The sequence below is a fragment of the Streptomyces sp. W16 genome, assembly GCF_033194735.1.
Classification (GTDB): Bacteria; Actinomycetota; Actinomycetes; order Streptomycetales; family Streptomycetaceae; genus Streptomyces.
In genome coordinates, this window is the sequence record NZ_JAWOAI010000027.1 from 1 (window position 1) to 17,068 (window position 17,068).

15 protein-coding genes are annotated in these 17,068 nt (G+C 69.9%); 11 read left to right on the plus strand and 4 right to left on the minus strand.

The annotated features are described in order from the left end of the window. Nucleotides 1-993, minus strand: a 993-nt coding sequence (locus R6V09_RS05900; RefSeq protein ID WP_317880253.1) for a hypothetical protein, incomplete at its 3' end; no start/stop codon positions are given. 272 nt (nt 994-1,265) lie between these two features. On the opposite strand from R6V09_RS05900, the gene R6V09_RS05905 reads away from it, so the two are divergent. Together R6V09_RS05905 and R6V09_RS05910 are read left to right on the plus strand one after the other, a co-directional pair. Beyond that, nucleotides 1,266-1,700 (plus strand): hypothetical protein, encoded by a 435-nt coding sequence (locus R6V09_RS05905; protein WP_317880254.1) that lies wholly within the window; start codon nt 1,266-1,268, stop codon nt 1,698-1,700. A 76-nt stretch (nt 1,701-1,776) separates the two neighbouring features. Continuing rightward, nucleotides 1,777-2,649, plus strand: coding sequence for a spermidine synthase (locus tag R6V09_RS05910; RefSeq protein WP_317880255.1), 873 nt, complete (start codon nt 1,777-1,779; stop codon nt 2,647-2,649). Nucleotides 2,650-2,672: 23 nt separating this feature from the next. Here the strand turns inward: R6V09_RS05910 and R6V09_RS05915 are convergent, their stop codons facing one another. The 3 genes from R6V09_RS05915 to R6V09_RS05925 all read right to left on the minus strand — a co-directional run bounded on the left by R6V09_RS05915 (nt 2,673) and on the right by R6V09_RS05925 (nt 5,498). Continuing rightward, the gene (locus tag R6V09_RS05915) at nt 2,673-3,281 is read right to left on the minus strand and encodes an acyl-CoA-like ligand-binding transcription factor (protein ID WP_317880256.1); all 609 of its coding nucleotides are present in this window, start codon (nt 3,279-3,281) and stop codon (nt 2,673-2,675) included. Beyond that, the gene (locus R6V09_RS05920; protein WP_317880257.1) at nt 3,278-4,840 is read right to left on the minus strand and encodes an MFS transporter; all 1,563 of its coding nucleotides are present in this window, start codon (nt 4,838-4,840) and stop codon (nt 3,278-3,280) included. The genes R6V09_RS05915 and R6V09_RS05920 overlap by 4 nt, the downstream gene beginning before the upstream one ends. 115 nt (nt 4,841-4,955) lie before the next feature. After that, nucleotides 4,956-5,498 (minus strand): hypothetical protein, encoded by a 543-nt coding sequence (locus R6V09_RS05925; RefSeq protein WP_317880258.1) that lies wholly within the window; start codon nt 5,496-5,498, stop codon nt 4,956-4,958. 111 nt (nt 5,499-5,609) lie between these two features. On the opposite strand from R6V09_RS05925, the gene R6V09_RS05930 reads away from it, so the two are divergent. From R6V09_RS05930 to R6V09_RS05970, 9 genes are all read left to right on the plus strand, one after another. Further along, nucleotides 5,610-6,314 carry a response regulator transcription factor gene (locus R6V09_RS05930; protein ID WP_317880259.1) on the plus strand — a complete coding sequence of 235 codons (705 nt, stop codon included), beginning with the start codon at nt 5,610-5,612 and terminating at the stop codon, nt 6,312-6,314. Beyond that, complete coding sequence (locus tag R6V09_RS05935) at nt 6,311-7,714, plus strand: sensor histidine kinase (protein WP_317880260.1); 1,404 nt, start codon at nt 6,311-6,313, stop codon at nt 7,712-7,714. The genes R6V09_RS05930 and R6V09_RS05935 overlap by 4 nt, the downstream gene beginning before the upstream one ends. Nucleotides 7,715-7,821: 107 nt before the next feature. Continuing rightward, nucleotides 7,822-9,285 (plus strand): glycoside hydrolase family 18 protein, encoded by a 1,464-nt coding sequence (locus tag R6V09_RS05940; RefSeq protein ID WP_317880261.1) that lies wholly within the window; start codon nt 7,822-7,824, stop codon nt 9,283-9,285. Nucleotides 9,286-9,550: 265 nt separating this feature from the next. Further along, nucleotides 9,551-10,849, plus strand: a complete 1,299-nt coding sequence (locus R6V09_RS05945; protein ID WP_317880262.1) for an ABC transporter substrate-binding protein — start codon at nt 9,551-9,553, stop codon at nt 10,847-10,849. Beyond that, nucleotides 10,846-11,826 carry a carbohydrate ABC transporter permease gene (locus R6V09_RS05950; RefSeq protein WP_317880263.1) on the plus strand — a complete coding sequence of 327 codons (981 nt, stop codon included), beginning with the start codon at nt 10,846-10,848 and terminating at the stop codon, nt 11,824-11,826. Before R6V09_RS05945 ends, R6V09_RS05950 begins: the two co-directional genes overlap by 4 nt. Next, nucleotides 11,823-12,716 (plus strand): carbohydrate ABC transporter permease, encoded by an 894-nt coding sequence (locus R6V09_RS05955; RefSeq protein WP_317880264.1) that lies wholly within the window; start codon nt 11,823-11,825, stop codon nt 12,714-12,716. The genes R6V09_RS05950 and R6V09_RS05955 overlap by 4 nt, the downstream gene beginning before the upstream one ends. Before the next feature lie 66 nt (nt 12,717-12,782). Further along, nucleotides 12,783-14,099 carry a glycoside hydrolase family 36 protein gene (locus tag R6V09_RS05960; RefSeq protein WP_317880265.1) on the plus strand — a complete coding sequence of 439 codons (1,317 nt, stop codon included), beginning with the start codon at nt 12,783-12,785 and terminating at the stop codon, nt 14,097-14,099. Continuing rightward, nucleotides 14,096-16,084, plus strand: coding sequence for a beta-galactosidase (locus R6V09_RS05965; protein ID WP_317880266.1), 1,989 nt, complete (start codon nt 14,096-14,098; stop codon nt 16,082-16,084). The genes R6V09_RS05960 and R6V09_RS05965 overlap by 4 nt, the downstream gene beginning before the upstream one ends. A gap of 451 nt (nt 16,085-16,535) precedes the next feature. Then, nucleotides 16,536-17,042 (plus strand): hypothetical protein, encoded by a 507-nt coding sequence (locus R6V09_RS05970; protein WP_317880267.1) that lies wholly within the window; start codon nt 16,536-16,538, stop codon nt 17,040-17,042. The last annotated feature ends 26 nt before the right edge of the window (nt 17,043-17,068 follow it).

A 17,068-nucleotide genomic window follows, 5' to 3' on the forward strand; every position in this document is an offset into this window, starting at 1 on the left:
CAGCGCGAGCAGCGACATCAGACGGGCCGAGCCCACGGGACGGGCGCCGCGCTGCTCGGCCTGTGCGGCGCGTACCGCCTCGCGCGGGCGTCCGGCGTCCCGCGCGAGGAACGCCGTATTGCAGAAGGCGTGTGCCTCAAGGCCCGCGTCGCCCGTCATCCGGGCCGTGGCGAGGGCTTCCGCGTAGTGCGAGCGGGCGTCGTCGAAGCGGCCGGAGTCGTGGGCCAGCCAGCCCACCGAGATGGCGAGTTCACCGGCTCCGGAGTGCAGTCGCTCGGCGACCGACTGCCGGGTGGTGCCCGCGTCGAGCAGGGCGTAGGCGGCGCGCAGCGGGGCCGCCGCGCGCCGGTAGAGGCCGTCGGCGCCGTGCCGGTCGTCGAGCAGCCGGATTCTGCGGACGGCCTCTTCCAGGGCGCCCGCCTCGCTCGTACCGGGACGGCGGACGGAACGTTCCGCTGCCACGGCGTCCAGAGTGAGCCCCAGCGGGCCCAGCGTGCCGGCGGCCACCGTGACGGTGCCGCCCCTCATGAATGCGCGACGCAGCACGTCGCTCTCCTCGTGGTTCTCGTGCGTGTCGTACGGGTCCGGTGTGTCATACGGCTCGTACGCCCCCTGCGTCTCATCCGGTCCACCCGTCTCGCCCGGGGTGTATTCCGGGCTCGTGAGGTGTGCGGGGGGCGTGTCCTCGGCGGTGCGCGCCCCGCGTCCGCGTACGGACGAGCGGGGCGCGAAGCCGAGGTCGGCGAGCGTGCGGCCGGGGAACATGTGCAGGAACACCCGTTCGTACGCGTAGTTGGGGCAACGGATCTCACCGGCTTCGACGCGGCCGACGTAGCGCGCGTCGCAGCTGACCCGCTCGCCGATCTCGCGGGCGGACCGGCGTACGGCCGAGGCGAACTCCGCCGGTGAGCGCTGTCCGCGCAGCCGCCGGAAGGCGAGATTTGGTCTCGGTGGTTGGGGGAACTGGGGCGGGAGCACCGTTGACGACGCCATGGCCGGGTCCTCTCGTGCGAACCGTCGAACCATGCCGGATTCAGGGTGACTTGTGTGAGTGACGCCCTGTTTCCAGCGGGCAAGAACGTACCCGCTGTGCACGACCCGCCACGCAGGGTTTGGCTACAAACCGGATATCTCATCCGGGATCTGCCATGAACTGCCATCCTTTGCGGCGGACTTGTGCCGTAGCCGTTGACGCTTCGACGCGTTGAACTCCATGGATCCGGGAGCCACCCGACTCCCGACCCGCTCGTCCAAGGAGGGGTTCCGTGGTGGAGACCGGGATGGAGACCAGTCAGAGCGTCGATCCTCGAATGCCGAGCGCGGAGTGCAGTGCGCCACCGTTCGCGGACTCCGCCTGCGATCTGGTGACCGTGCCGACGCGGCAGGGTCTGGAGGCGGTCGACATCCTGCGGCGCGGTGCGGGCGACGGGGTCGGCCCCGTCCTGCACGACGACGGCGGTGACACCCTCGGCTTCCTGGTCCCGCCGGGCACGGCCGCGGCCTGGGACGTCCCGGGCAGCACCTGTACGGAGACCAACGGCCGGGGCCTGCGCCTCGCCCCCGACCCCGAACCCCCGGTCGAGGGCTCCGACTGGCTGCTGCCCCCCGGCGACGCCGCCCTCGCGACCGACCCGGCGGTCCTGCGGGCCGCACTGGACGAGGCGGCCCGGTTGATCGAGGCGGCGGACGGCTGTCGGTAGTGTTCCGCGCCGGTGCCGGACAGTGGGCGTCGGTGCCGGACGCGCCGGACCGTCCCCGCCCGCCGATAATGGCCCAATGGGAAAGTCCAGGAACACCCGGCGAGGTGGTGCCGGTGCCGCCGAAGCCGTCGTCGAGGCGGTCGACGGCGGGCTCGCCGAGCTGATACCCGACCGGGACCGTGCGCGGGCCTGGACCCTGTTGATCGACGGGGCGCCGCAGTCCTACGTCGACCTCGACGACCCGGCGTATCTGTTCTTCGAGTACCAGCGCCGCATCGGCCACGTCATCGACCTCGCCGCACCGGCCGGCAAGCCGATCCAGGCCGCACACCTCGGCGGCGGTGCCCTCACCCTCGCCCGGTACGTCGCCGCCACCCGCCCCCGATCCACCCAGCAGGTCGTCGAGTTCGACGCGGCGCTCGTCCAACTGGTCCGTCGCGAGCTGCCGTTGGACCCGAACGCACGGATCAGGGTGCGTTCCACCGACGCCCGCGCGGGACTCGCGAAACTGCCCGAGGGCTGGGCGGACCTCGTCGTCGCGGACGTCTTCAGCGGGGCCAGGACGCCCGCCCACCTCACCTCGATTGAGTTTCTTGACGAGGTGCGCCGGGCGCTGAGACCCGGCGGGATCTACGCCGCCAACCTCGCCGACGGACCCCCGCTCGCCCATCTCCGCGGTCAAATCGCCACTGTGGCCGCCCGGTTCACGGAACTCGCGCTGATCGCAGACCCGACCGTGCTGCGCGGCAAACGGTTCGGCAACGCGGTCCTCGTCGCCTCCGACCACCCGCTGCCCCTCGCCGAACTCACCCGGCGCGCGGCCTCCGACCCGCATCCGGGCCGGGTCCAACACGGCCGCGAACTCACCGACTTCACGGGTGGCGCCGTACCGGTGACGGACGCCGCGGCGGTCGCCTCACCGGCACCGCCGCCGTCCGTGTTCCGCTGAGTTCGAAAATCCGGCCCGACCGGTCAGAAGTCCAACCCCCGTGCCAGCAGCGGCAGATGGCGCTGGTACAGCTCCGCCAGATCCTCCTGCCCGTCACCCTCCACCCAGTGCCGTACGAGCGTCGTGAACACGGCGATGATGGCCGCCGCCGCGCACTTGATCTCCAGGTCGGTGGCGGCGCGGCCGGTGCGTTCGGCGATGATCGCGGCGATCACCTCCTCGCTGCGCTGCTGTTCGACCACGTTGCGGGCCCGGATCGCGGCGTCGGTGAAGGTGATGCGGGTGCGCAGGAGCAGGTCCTCGCGGTCCTGGTCGAGCATCCGACCCAGCGGCCCCTTCAGGGAGTTGAGGATCGCGTCGACGATCGGTTCGCCGGCGGGGCGCGCGCGGAGGGCCTCGGCGAGCGCGGGGTCGTACTCGTCCTGGATGACCACGTCCTCCTTGGTGGGGTAGTACCGGAAGAACGTGCTCGGCGAGACCTCCGCCGCGTCCGCGATCTGGTCGACCGTGGTCGTCTCGTACCCGTGCTCGGCGAAGAGGCGGTAGGCCTCACGGCGGATGCGCTCGCGGGTCTGCCGCTTCTTGCGCTCGCGCAGGCCGAGGGGGGCGGCGGAGGTCTCGTGCGTCGTCATGCCACCGATTCTGCGTGTTCGCGTGGGGAGCGGGCCACCGTCCGGGAGCAGGTGGCGCGGCCGGGCAGGAAGAGCAGGGCCAGCACCGCGGCGAGCAGGGAGATCGAGCCGCAGGCGGTCAGCACCAGGTTCATGCCGTGCGCGAAGGCCTCGTGCGCTGAGTTCGCGAGGCCCGTGTCGTGCAGCTGCCGGGCCACCTCGTCGGCGCCGGAGACCGAGTCGCGGGCCGTGTGCGCCGCTTGGGCCGGGAGTCCGTCGGTGCGGACGCGGGCGAGATAGCCGTAGCCGAGGAGGCTGCCCAGGCCGGCCACGCCGAGGACGCCGCCGAGTTGCTGCACGGTCTCCAAGAGACTGGTGCCCGAACCGGTGCTGTCGGTGGGCAGCGAGCCCATCACCAGGCTGGTCGCGGGGACGACGGCGAGTCCGAAGCCGAGGCCGGTGAGGGAGAGCCACAGCGCGGTGAAGCCGTAGCCGGTCGAGCCGTCCGAGGTCGCGCCGAGCAGGGCACCGGCGGCGAGCACGAGCAGGCCGGAGGGGATGACCGTACGGACGCCGAGCCGCGGGACCAGGGGTTCGCTCGCCGCGGCTGCCGCCATCAGGCCGCCGATCAGGGGCAGTACGCGCAGTCCGGTGCCGAAGGCGTCGTTGCCGAGGACCGCCTCCAGGTACTGCGGGACGACGAACAGGATGCCCATCACCGCGAAGTTGACGAAGACGGCGATCAGGGTGCCCCACAGGAAGCGGCGGTCGGTGAAGAGCCGCAGGTCGACGATCGGGTGCGGGTGGCGGCGCTCGCGCAGGACGAAGGCGGTGAGCAGTACGGCCGCGGCGGCGAGCGGGACGGCCACGCGCGCGTGCGTCCAGCCGAGCTGCGGGATGAGGATCGTGCCGTAGACGAGAGTCGTGATGCCGAGGCCGCCCAGGAGTGTGCCGAGGGTGTCGAAGGCGGGTGTCTCCGGAGCGCGGGCCCTGTCGCGCGGTAGCAGCCAGAGGCCTGCTGTCAGGGCGAGGGCGGCTACGGGGACGTTGAAGAGGAAGATCGAGCCCCACCAGAAGTGGTTCAGGAGCCAGCCGCCGACCAGGGGGCCGACCGGCATTCCGAGCGCGGTGGCGGCGGTCCAGATGGCGATGGCCCGGGGCAGTTCCTCCTTGGCGAACACGCGCGGCAGGATCGCCATGGAGAGCGGGGTGATCGCGGCGGCGCCGAGACCGAGGACCGCGCGGGCCGCGACGACCTGCGTCGTCGAGGTGGCGAGCGCCCCGCCGAGCGAGGCGAGTCCGAAGAGCGTGATGCCGGACAGCAGCAGGCGTTTGTGGCCGTAGCGGTCGCCGAGCAGGCCGACCGGGAGCATCGCCACGGACAGGGTCAGCAGATAGCCGCCGCCGATCCACTGCAACTGGGCGCTGTCGGCGTGGAGTTGGCCCGCGATGGTCGGCAGGGCGACGTTGATGACGGTTCCGTCGAGGCCGACGATCAGCACGCTCAGGGTGAGCGCGGCGAGCGCGAGCCAGCGGCGGGGAGACGAGAACAGAGGGGGCAGAGGGGGTGGTGCGGACATGCGGACCTCCCAGAAGGCAGCAACCTAATGAGAGGCTACTTCCAAATGGGAGTCGACTGTCAATATGTAGTTGGCTTTCACTTCTCGGGCCCGTGTGGCCCGGCCCGCCCGGGCGCTAGTAGTTCCCCACATCCACCCGCGGTGCCCCGTCGTGCCAGGTGCAGATCACCGACACCTTGCCCGTGCCCTTGGTGAACTCCACCCGGAGCCACGAGTCCGTCTTCCACACCTGCATCGACCAGCCCGTACCCGGCGTCGCCGACACGAGCGTCACGTAGGCCGGATCGGTGTCGAGTTCGAGCACCACCCGCCCGCCGTCGGTGTCGTAGCTCTTGACCTGGCCGGAGGTGGAGACGGAGGGGGAAGGGCTCGCGGTCGCCGTCTTCGTGGGGGTCGGGCTGGGGCTGCGGGTCGGTGTCGGGGTGCTCGACGGGCTCGGGACCGACTCGGCCCGTACGGTCGGCTCGGCGGGCGGCGTCGGCTCCTGCACGGTCGCGCCGGCCGCCGTGATGGGCAGGGCGCGCGGCGGGTCGTAGGCCGTACCCGTCATGACCGTGTGAACGCCCCACCAGGACAGCGTGACCGCCGCGCCGGTGGCGAGCAGCCAGGCCAGCACGTGCACGAATCCGTTGACGAGTCCTCTGGGCATCGCGGCCATACTGCCTCACGCGCCCCACGGGTGTCCCGGCGATGGCCATGGCTTTGTCCACATGCGGGAGTTGTCCACAGGCCCGGATACGGGTCGCCCGCATGGGCTACGGTGCGGCGCATGGCAAGTGTGCTCGTGGTCGAGGACGACCAGTTCGTACGCTCGGCCCTCATCCGGCATCTGACCGACGCCGCACACACGGTGCGCAGTGTCGGTACGGCACTTGAGGCGCTGCGCGAGGTCGCCCATTTCCGTTTCGACGTGGTCATCCTGGACCTCGGACTGCCCGACCTGGACGGGTCCGAGGCGCTGAAGATGCTGCGCGGGATCACGGATGTCCCTGTGATCATCGCCACCGCGCGGGACGACGAGACGGAGATCGTCCGCCTGTTGAACGCGGGCGCGGACGACTACCTCACCAAGCCCTTCTCGGTGGACCATCTGTCCGCCCGCATGTCCGCCGTTCTACGACGCTCCCGTGCCACCACCGGTGAGGCGCCCCCGTCCTCGGTCATCCGCGTCGGCGGCCTCACCGTCGACCCGCTGCGCCGCCAGGCCGACCTGGACGGCGTCCGACTCGACCTCACCCGCCGCGAGTTCGACCTCCTCGCCTTCCTGGCGGGTAGGCCCGGAGTCGTCGTACCGCGCAAGGAACTCCTCGCCGAGGTGTGGCAGCAGTCCTACGGCGACGACCAGACCATCGACGTCCATCTGTCCTGGCTGCGCCGGAAGTTGGGGGAGACGGCGGCCCGGCCGCGCTATCTGCACACCCTGCGCGGTGTCGGCGTGAAGCTGGAGCCACCGGGAGCGGAGCCGCTGCGATGAGGTGGGCACTGGTCAGGGTCTGTCTGGCGATCGCGGCCATGGTCGTCGTCGCCTTCGCGGTGCCGCTCGGCCTGGTCATCAAGGAGATGGCCCGCGACCGCGCCTTCTCGAACGCCGAGCGGGAGGCCGCCGCCGTCGCCCCCGCGCTGTCCATCACCACCGACCGGGACCAGTTGGAGAAGGTCGTCGCCTCCGCGGGCACGGACTCCGGGATGGCCGTCCACATACCGGCCGGGGAGGGGAAGGCCGCCGTCGACATCGGGCTGCAGCGCGCCGCCGGCAAGGACATCGCGACGGTGCGGAAGCTGGGCCGCGCCTCCACCACCGAGGTGCCCGGCGGTTCCGTCCTGCTCCAGCCGGTCGCGCTCAGCTCCGGTGAGATATCCGTCGTCGAGGTGTTCGTCCCGGAGTCGGAGGTCAGCAACGGCGTCGGTACGGCCTGGGCGGTGCTCGCCGGGGTCGGCATCGCGCTGATCGTCGGGTCCGTCGCGGTCGCCGACCGGCTGGGCGTACGGATGGTGCAGCCCGCGCAGCGCCTGGTCGAGGGCGCGCACGAACTGGGGGAGGGGAAGCTGGGGGCGCGGGTGCCCGAGGAAGGGCCGACCGAACTGCGGCTGGCCGCGGTCGCGTTCAACTCCATGGCCGACCAGGTCGTACAACTGCTGGCCAATGAGCGGGAGTTGGCGGCCGACCTGTCGCACCGGCTGCGTACGCCGCTCACCGTGCTGCGGCTCAACGCGGCCTCGCTCGGGGACGGTCCGGCCGCGGAGCAGACGCGGACCGCCGTCGCGCAGCTGGAGCGGGAGGTCGACACGATCATCCGCACCGCGCGCGAGGCCAAGCCGCAGACCGTGGCGGCCGGGCCCGGCGCCGGGTGTGACGCGGCCGAGGTGGTGCGTGACCGGATGCGGTTCTGGTCCGCGCTCGCCGAGGACGAGGGCCGCAAGGTGCGGGTGGCCGGGGTGGAGCGGCCGGTGCGGATACCCGTGGCCCGCGCCGACCTGGTCGCTGCCCTGGACGCCCTGCTGGGCAACGTGTTCCGGCACACGGCCGAGGGCACGGCCTTCGCGGTCGACGTGCACAACAGCGAGGACGCGGTGATCATGCTCGTCTCGGACGCGGGCTCCGGCATACGGGACCCCGAGGCGGCCATGGCCCGCGGGCGCGGCTCCGGCAGTGACGGGTCGACCGGGCTCGGCCTGGACATCGTGCGCAGGCTCGCCGAGTCGACGGGCGGGGACGTCCGGATCGGCTCCTCGATGCTCGGCGGCACGGAGGTGCGGATCTGGATCCAGCTGGACGGGCGGGAGCCGGAGCGCAAGGGACATCGAGGGGCCGTACGACGGCGTCGGCGCGGCAGATTGGTCTCTACCTTTAACCGTTCCCGATCCCTTCCTTAAGCGCGCCCTAAGATCGCCGACCCCCGCCCGGATCAGGCGTTTTGCCCGGTTCCGGATCGCTAGCGTGCTGCCGCACCCCACCCCCGTACGGCGAAGGCAGGCACGCGATGAGCACCCACCGGCGCAGGATCAGCAAGAGAAACAAGGTGATCGGCGGAGTGGTCGCCGCGGCGGTGGTCGGCGGCGGCGCGATCCTACTGACCGGAGTCGCCCAGGCGGCGAGCGTCGGCGCGGCCTACACCAGGACCAGCGAGTGGTCGACGGGGTACACCGCGCAGTACGTCGTCACGAACACGACCGGTGCCACCAAGAAGGACTGGACGCTGGAGTTCGACCTGCCGTCCGGTTCGAAGCTGAGCTCGCTGTGGAACGCGGAGTCGAGCGTGAGCGGGCAGCGCGTCACCGTGAAGCCGCCGAAGTGGGACACGGACGGTCTCGCGGCCGGCGAGTCGGTCACGGTCGGCTTCGTGGTCAACGGCACCGGCCAGCCGACGAGTTGTCTCATCGACAACGCCAAGTGCTCGGCCGACGGCGGCGCGACCCCCGAGCCGACGGGCCGCCCGACGACCTCGTCGCCGACGCCCACGCCGACCGCCACGCCGACCCCCACCGCCAAGCCGACGCCCACGCCCACCCCGACCCCCACCCCCTCGCCTTCTCAAAGCACCGGCACGACGGCCGCCGGAGGCTTCGCCCCCTACGTCGACACCTCCCTCTACCCGGCCTTCGACCTGCTGGGGAACGTCACCGCGACCGGCGTGAAGAACTACAACCTCGCCTTCATCACCGACGGCGGCGGCTGCACCCCGAAGTGGGGCGGGGTGACGGACCTCGCGAGCGACGGCGTGGCCTCCCAGATCGGCGCGCTGCGCGCCAAGGGCGGCGACGTGCGGGTCTCCTTCGGCGGCGCGTCCGGCTCCGAGCTGGCGACGACCTGCGGTTCGGCGAGCGCGCTGGCGACGGCCTACGGCAAGGTCGTGGACGCGTATGGCCTAACGAAGGTCGACTTCGACATCGAGGGCGGCGCGCTGCCCAACACGGCGGCGAACACGATCCGCGCCCAGGCGATAGCCAAGCTCCAGCAGCAGCACTCGAACCTGGACGTCTCCTACACGCTCCCGGTGATGCCCGAGGGGCTGACCCAGGACGGTGTGAATCTGTTGTCCAACGCCAAGTCCAACGGCGTCAGGATCAGCACGGTCAACATCATGGCGATGGACTACGGACCGGCGTACAGCGGGGATATGGGAACGTACTCAGAGCAAGCGGCTACAGCTACTCAGGCCCAAGTCAAGAGTGTTCTCGGGCTCTCTGAAAGCGCTGCATGGAAAGCGATTTCTGTCACGCCGATGATCGGTGTCAACGACGTTTCATCGGAGGTCTTCAAGGTCGACGACGCGACCCAGCTGGTTGCTTTCGCCAAGGCGAAGGGGCTGGGCGGCGTCTCGATGTGGTCCGCGACCCGCGACAAGCAGTGCGCCGGCGGGACCAAGCCCACCGCGGACGCGACCTGCAGCTCGGTCCTGCAGGCCCCGTCCGCGTTCTCCAAGGCCTTCTCCGCCTTGCAGTAGTCGCCCCATGTGGCCCAGGGGCCCCTCGCGGCTCCCGCGGCCCCAGTCGCCCCGCAGCGGACGTATGGCCACTCGGCTGTACGTCCGCTTCTCTTGCTCGCGCGTGTCGATTACGTTTCGACAAATGAAGGCGGCGGGTGTTGACGCATGACCAGACATGGGACTGTTATTACGCCACCGTGTTTGGTCGCGTTGGTTTCTGGTCGGTTACGACGACCTGGGGCGTGGCGCATTCCGGCCGAACCCTGTCCGTCAGGAGCCGTTCATGCCCGACTTCTCCCTCCCCGCCGCGAGCCGCCGTTCCGTCCTGCGCGGCATAGGCGGCGCCGCCGTCCTCGGGGCCGGTATCCCCCTGCTGAGCGCCTGCGGCAGCAGCGGCAGCGGGTCCGACTCGAAGACCGTGACGCTCGGGTCCAACGCGTCCGACGCCGTGCCGAAGAAGGCGTTCGCGAGCGTCTACGCGGACTTCAAGAAGACCTCCGGCATTACCGTCAAGGTCAACACGAAGGACCACAACACCTTCCAGGAGCAGATCAACTCCTACCTCCAGGGCACCCCGGACGACGTGTTCAACTGGTTCGCCGGGTACCGCATGCAGTTCTTCGCGGCCAAGAAGCTCGCCACGCCGATCGACGACGTGTGGGCGAAGATCGGGGACAACTTCCCCGACGCGATGAAGAAGCTCAGCAAGGGCGAGGACGGCAAGTACTACTTCGTGCCGCTGACCACGTACCCGTGGGCGATCTTCTACCGCAAGAGCGTCTTCGCGGCGAAGGGCTACACCGTCCCCACCACCTGGGACCAGCTGGTCGCGCTCTGCAAGCAGATGAAGAAGGACGGCCTGGTCCCGATCGCGTTCGGCGACAAGGACGCCTGGCCGGCGATGGGCACCTTCGACCAGATCAACTTCCGCCTCAACGGCTACGACTTCCACAAGGCGCTGATGGCGGGCACCGAGTCGTGGACCGACGCCAAGGTCAAGGCCGTCTTCGACCACTGGGCCGAGCTGCTCCCGTACCACCAGGACGGCTTCATGGGCCGCACCTGGCAGGACGCCGCCCAGGGCGTGGTGTCGAAGAAGTCCGGCATGTACCTCCTCGGCTCCTTCGTGGCCCAGCAGTTCACCAACAAGGCCGACCTCGACGACCTCGACTTCTTCGCCTTCCCGGAGATCAACTCCGCGTACGGCCAGGACACCGTCGAGGCGCCCACCGACGGCTTCATGGTCAGCAAGGCCCCGAAGAACCACGACGGTGTCGTGAAGCTCATGGAGTACCTGGGCAGCCCGGCGGCCGAGGAGCTGTACCTCAAGACCGACCCGAGCGTGGTGGCCGCCTCCAGCAAGGCCTCCACCGCCGCGTACTCGCCGCTGCAGAAGAAGGCGTTCGACATGATCGGCGCCGCCAAGAGCCTCACCCAGTTCATGGACCGCGACTCCCGGCCGGACTTCACCTCGACGGTGATGCAGCCCGGGCTGCAGAAGTTCCTCCAGAACCCCAAGGGCGTCGACAGTCTGCTGTCCTCGATCGAGCGCCAGAAGAAGACGATCTTCGCCTCCTCATGATCTCCGAGACGACTACGACGAGCCCGGAGGCGGAAGCCGTTCCGCCTCCGGGCCCCGCGCCTGCCAAGAAGCGGGTCCCGAAGGGCGCCAAGCGCCTGCTGACCCGCCGTGACCGCATCACGCTCGCCTTCATGGCGGGCGTGCCGACGGTCCTGCACGTGGCCCTTGTCTGGGTCACCGCCCTCGCCTCGATCGCCCTGGCCTTCACCAGCTGGGACGGCATCGGCTTCGACTCGATCAAGTGGGTCGGGCTGGACAACTTCCGCCAGTTGTTCACCGACAACCCGCAGTTCTGGCCCGCCCTAGAGCACAACGTCATCTGGTTCGTCGTGCTCATCCTGCTGCCGACACCCTTCGGCCTGTTCCTGGCCGTGCAGCTGGACAAGAACATCCGCTTCAGCCGCGTCTACCAGACCGCGTTCTTCCTGCCGGTCGTGATGTCGCTGGCGGTCACCGGCTTCGTCTGGCAGCTGATCTACAACCCGGACACCGGCCTGATCAACAGCCTCATCGGGGCCAACAAGCCAGGCCACTACATCGACTGGATCGGCGACCCCAAGCTCAACCTGTGGGCCGTTCTGATCGCCGCGTCCTGGCGGCACGCCGGCTACATGATGATCCTGTACCTGGCCGGTCTGAAGGGCGTCGACCCGTCGCTGCGGGAGGCCTCCGCACTGGACGGCGCGAACGAGTGGCAGACGTTCAAGAACGTCATCTTCCCGACGCTGCGCCCCACCAACACGGTCGTCCTGGTCGTCACGATCATCGAGTCGCTGCGCGCCTTCGACCTGGTGTGGGTCTTCAACAAGGGCGCCCAGGGCACCGAGTTGCTGTCGATCCTGATCACCAACAACATCATCGGCGAGTCCAGCCGGATCGGTTACGGGTCGGCGATCGCCGTCGTCCTGCTGGTCATCTCCCTCGTGGTCATCATTCCGTACCTGATCGCGACCTTCCGGAAGGAGCGGCGCGCATGACCACCCCCACCGCCGCACTCGGCGTGAAGCAGCGCACCCCGCTCCGCCCCGCCCGGGTCCTGCTGCACACGTTCCTCGTCGTCACCTCGCTGGCCTGGCTCGCCCCGCTGCTGTGGGCCGTCTACGCGGCCCTGCGCCCGTACTCGGAGACCAGCAACAAGGGGTACGTCTCCTGGCCGGACAAGCTGAACTTCGACAACTTCAAGAACGCGTACCAGCAGTCCGACATGACGCACTACTTCGTCAACACGGTGATCATCGCGGTCCCGGCCGTGCTGCTCACGCTGCTGCTGGCGTCGATGGTCGCGTTCTACGTCAGCCGGTTCGACTTCCGCTTCAACATCGCGCTGCTGCTGGTGTTCACAGCCGGCAACCTGCTGCCGCAGCAGGTCATCATCACCCCGCTGTACCGCCTGTACCTGCTGATCGACCTGCCCGGCATCACGATGAGCGGCAAGCTCTACGACTCCGCGCTCGGCCTGGTCCTCATCCATGTGGCGTTCCAGTCCGGCTTCTGCGCCTTCGTGCTCAGCAACTACATGCGGATGCTGCCGCAGGAGCTGACCGAGGCGGCCCTGGTGGACGGCGCGTCCGTCTGGCGCCAGTACTGGCAGATCGTCCTCCCGCTGTGCAAGCCGGCGATGGCGGCCCTGGGCACCCTGCTCTCGATCTGGATCTACAACGACTTCTTCTGGGCGATCGTGCTGATCTCGACCGGCGAGAACATGCCGATCACCTCCGCCCTGAACAACCTCTCCGGCCAGTACTTCACCGACCCCAACCTGGTCGCCGCGGGCGCCCTGCTCACCGCGATCCCGACCCTGGTGGTGTACTTCGCGCTCCAGCGCCAGTTCGTCAGCGGTCTCACCCTGGGCGCCAACAAGGGCTGACGCCCTGCCGGCCGTGCCCTCCTGTCGTGGCTTCCCGTCGCGGCTTCCTGTTGAAAGAGAACCACCGTGTACGACCACCCCTTCACCGCGCTCGCCTCCGTCCCCGTGAATCCGCGCACCGCCCGGGTCCACGAGGAGGGCTGGCAGTCCTGGAGCCCGAGCGGCACCTACCCCCTCGGGGCGAGGCCGTACCGGCCGGCCAACTCCAACTGGGCGACGGTGTGCTATCGCCCTGGTGTCACCGTCCCCGCCGATGTCTTCCAGGGCGAGGGCCTGCTCGCCCTCGACCCCGGCGACGGCTCACCGGCCCGCCTCTGGGCGGCGGTCGACCCCACCGGATCGGTCCCGTCGATCCGGCTGTCGGTACGGGACGGGGTGGCGGAGGTCGGCGCCGACGGCCCGGTGAAGGAGTGGACGGGCACCACCGTCCAGTCGGTGCTGGGGGACTGGGCCGACAGCCTGGCGCTGCCGTCCCCCCGCCCGGCGCCCACGGTCTGGTGCTCCTGGTACGAGTACTTCACCGCCGTCACCGAGGACGACATCCACGAGAACCTCCGCGCGATGGACACCCTCGACCTCCCGATCGACGTCGTCCAGATCGACGACGGCTACCAGAAGGCGCTGGGCGACTGGCTGACGCTCTCCGGCCGCTTCCGCTCACGGGTGGGCATAGCCGACACAATCCGCGCGCGAGGCCGCAGGGCGGGCATCTGGACGGCCCCCTACCTAGTCGACCCGGCGAGCGACCTGGCCGCCGAACACCCCGAGTGGCTGGTGCGCGACCCGGCAGGCGGCTTCGCACACGCCGGCCGCAACTGGGGCCACGACCTCTGCGTCCTGGACCCCACCCACCCCGGCGCGGCGGCCTGGCTGACCGAGGTCTACGCCACCCTCCGAGCCGAGGGCTACGACTACTTCAAGGCCGACTTCCTGTACGCGGGCGCCCTGGACGGCGTACGCCACAAGGAAGTTGACGCCATCGAGGCCTACCGGGCCGGGATCGCGGTCATCCGCGAGGCGATCGGCCCGGACGCCTACCTGCTGGGCTGCGGCGCGCCGATCCTCCCCTCCATCGGCCTGTTCGACGCGATGCGGGTCAGCCCCGACACGGCCCCGCACCGCCGCCCCGAGGCCGACGACCACTCCCAACCCGGCCAGGATTCCGCCGAGTTCACGGGGTTCGGCCGCCAGTGGCAGCACGGCCGCCTCTGGACCAACGACCCCGACTGCCTGCTGGCCCGCCCGGCCGTGGAGACCCGGGAGCGCTGGGCGGCCCATGTGGAGGCCACCGGCGGCCTGATGGCGTCGAGCGACCGCCTGCTGTCCCTGGACCAGTGGGGCGTGGCGACAACTCGCCGTCTCCTGACGGGAGTCGAACGATGACCATCGCATACGGCGGCGACTACAACCCCGAGCAGTGGCCCGAGGAGGTCTGGGCCGAGGACATGCGCCTGATGCGCGAGGCCGGGGTGACCATGGTCAGCGTCGGCATCTTCTCGTGGGCGCTGCTGGAACCGGCCGAGGGCGTCTACGACTTCACCCTCCTGGACAAGGTCCTGGACCTGCTCCAACAGAACGGCATCAAGGCCGACTTGGCGACCCCGACGGCGGCACCCCCGGCCTGGTTCTTCCGCGCCCACCCGGAGGCGCTGCCGGTGGACCGGGACGGCCGGAGACTGTCGTACGGCAGCCGCCAGACGTTCTGCCCCTCAAGTCCCGCGTACCGTACGGCGGCCCTGCGCATCGCGGGCGAGCTGGCGCGCCGCTACGCGGACCACCCGGCGGTCGCGATGTGGCACATCCACAACGAGTACGGCTGCCACAACCCGGCCTGCTACTGCGACGAGAGCGCGGAGGCGTTCCGGAACTGGCTGCGGGCGAAGTACGGCGACAGCCTGGCGGCCCTCAACGACGCCTGGGGCACGGCCTTCTGGAGCCAGTGGTACTACGACTGGGCGGAGATCCTGCCCCCGCGCGCGACGGGCGCGGTCCCCAACCCCACCCACCAGCTGGACTGGCGCCGCTTCTGCAGCGACGCGCTGCTGTCGCTGTACAAGGCGGAACGGCAGGTGCTGCGCGAGTCGGCCCCGACGATCCCCGCCACCACCAACTTCATGGTGATGTTCAACTTCGACGCGCTGGACTACTGGCGCTGGGCACCGGAGTTGGACGTGGTGTCGAACGACCACTACCTCCGTTCCACGGACCCCGAGTCGGAGATCGACATCGCGATGAGCGGCGACCTGGTCCGTTCGCTGGCGGGTGGCCGGCCGTGGCTGCTGATGGAGCACTCGACCGGCGCGGTGAACTGGCAGCCGGTCAACAGGGCGAAGAACCCCGGTGAGTTGAGGCGCAACGCGCTCGCCCATGTCGCGCACGGCGCGGACGGCATCGCCTACTTCCAGTGGCGGGCGGCGAAGGCGGGCGCCGAACAGTGGCACTCGGCGATGCTGCCGCACGCGGGCACGGACAGCCAGATCTGGCAGGACGTGGTCCAACTGGGCGCGGACCTGCGGGCGTTGGCGGAGGTACGGGGCAGCACGGGCACGGCGTCGGTCGCGGTGGTGTGGGACTGGAACGCCCGCTGGGCCCTTGAACTGCCGTCCCAGCCCAGCGAGGAGGTCCGCTACCTGGACCAAGTCCGGTCCTGGTACGAGCCGTTGTGGCGCTCGGGTGTCGCGGTGGACTTCGTCCGCCCGGACGCGGACCTGTCGCCGTACCGCCTGGTCCTGGCCCCGAGCCTCTACCTGGTCGACGAGGCAGGCGCCGCCAACCTCTCCGGCTTCGCGTCGTCCGGCGGCACGCTCGCGGTGGGCTTCCACAGCGGGGCCGTGGACGAGAACTGCCATGTGCGGCTGGGGGGTTACCCCGGGGCGTTCCGAGAGACGCTGGGCATTCGCTCGGACGAACTGTTCCCGCTCCTGCCCGGCGAGTCACTGGGGCTGAGCGGTGGCGGTACGGCGTCCCTGTGGTCGGAACGGGTGGCGCTGACGGGCGGCGCCGAGGCGGTGACGTCGTACACGGAGGGCCCGTTGGCCGGCGTCCCCGCGGTGACCCGGAACGCCCACGGCACCGGCACGGCCTGGTACCTGGCCACCCGCCCCGACCCGGCGACCCTCGCCGGGCTCCTGGACCGCATCCGCACGGAGGCGGGCGTGGAGCCGGTACGGGTGACACCGGAGGGCGTGGAGGCGGCGCTGCGGCGCGGGACGGACGCGGACTATCTGTTCCTCATCGACCACGCGGGGCGGGGCGCGGAGGTGCCGGTCGCGACCGGGGCGGTCGAACTTCTCTCCGGGGAGCGGGTGTTGGGCGGTTCGGTGCGGGTTCCGGCGGGTGGTGTGGTGGTGGTCCGGGAGCAGCACTGACCGTCGCTCACCTGACTGAATTCTCCTGCGTCTCCTTTTCAACTCCCTTGTCAAGAATCCGATTCGACCGCCTGGCCGGTTCCGATACCTGACAATATGGGTGCCTTGAGTCACGGGGGACGGGGAGATCATGACTGTGGTTCCGCCTGGGCCGGGAGGCCCCGTATCCGGTGGGCACAAAGCGGTGTGGATCAGTGCCGGGGCCGCGGTGTGCGCCGCGGTCATCGGAGCCACCGCGACCATTGTCTCCACACGAAACCAGAACCCCGATCACGGATCCACAGGTGTCGTTTCCGGTCCGGCTTCTTCCTATACTCCGGCCTCCTCCAGCGCATCACCGTGGGAGGCGAAGTGCCATGCCCCGGGCGCCGTTTCCGTCAGTCCGAGGATTGTCACGGCCGATTCCGGCGCCGTACGGAAAGAGGTGGGCGGGGGCACCTACCGGCTCACCGTGAGCGATTACACCTGGGCGGGCGTGTTCATCCCTCTCCCCGCCTCCCTGTGCCACTACCAGGTCGACCTGGATGCCGTACTCGGTGATCCCGTTGTCTCGGGGGCAGGTGTGGGCTGGGGATACGGGCTGGGGGCCTGCGACACCTGGAGCGGAGCGTCGGCCCAGGGATTCACCATCCAGTACGCGAAGATCGAGGACGCTCAATCGCAGGTTTCGGGGAACGCCGGCTGGTTCGCCATGCCGAATGTGAACGACGGGACCAGAGTTCCGCTGAAGCCTGACAACGCCGGCCATCATTGGATCATTCATGTGGACGGCCGGAGTGTGACGGTGGGCGACAACTACCAGCGCCCGATCGGCCCTTATCCCCTGACCGCCTCGGCCGGTTCCACGGGAGCCGCCGCGTCCCTGCCCAAGGATTGCGAGAACACCGGGATTTTCCTGCGCGTCTTCAATTCCGAAGCGGAGTTCTCCGGAATCACCGTGCAGGCCGTGAAGTCGTAGATCTTCGGCGGCGGCGGACTGTGGGA

Bases quoted from the DNA above. Each gene is read 5' to 3' on its own strand.
- R6V09_RS05965 (WP_317880266.1), top strand. From the start codon at position 14,096: ATGACCATCGCATACGGCGGCGACTACAACCCCGAGCAGTGGCCCGAG.
- R6V09_RS05910 (WP_317880255.1), top strand. From the start codon at position 1,777: ATGGGAAAGTCCAGGAACACCCGGCGAGGTGGTGCCGGTGCCGCCGAA.
- R6V09_RS05915 (WP_317880256.1), bottom strand. From the start codon at position 3,281: ATGACGACGCACGAGACCTCCGCCGCCCCCCTCGGCCTGCGCGAGCGC.
- R6V09_RS05920 (WP_317880257.1), bottom strand. From the start codon at position 4,840: ATGTCCGCACCACCCCCTCTGCCCCCTCTGTTCTCGTCTCCCCGCCGC.
- R6V09_RS05950 (WP_317880263.1), top strand. From the start codon at position 10,846: ATGATCTCCGAGACGACTACGACGAGCCCGGAGGCGGAAGCCGTTCCG.
- R6V09_RS05955 (WP_317880264.1), top strand. From the start codon at position 11,823: ATGACCACCCCCACCGCCGCACTCGGCGTGAAGCAGCGCACCCCGCTC.
- R6V09_RS05935 (WP_317880260.1), top strand. From the start codon at position 6,311: ATGAGGTGGGCACTGGTCAGGGTCTGTCTGGCGATCGCGGCCATGGTC.
- R6V09_RS05945 (WP_317880262.1), top strand. From the start codon at position 9,551: ATGCCCGACTTCTCCCTCCCCGCCGCGAGCCGCCGTTCCGTCCTGCGC.
- R6V09_RS05925 (WP_317880258.1), bottom strand. From the start codon at position 5,498: ATGGCCGCGATGCCCAGAGGACTCGTCAACGGATTCGTGCACGTGCTG.
- R6V09_RS05930 (WP_317880259.1), top strand. From the start codon at position 5,610: ATGGCAAGTGTGCTCGTGGTCGAGGACGACCAGTTCGTACGCTCGGCC.
- R6V09_RS05940 (WP_317880261.1), top strand. From the start codon at position 7,822: ATGAGCACCCACCGGCGCAGGATCAGCAAGAGAAACAAGGTGATCGGC.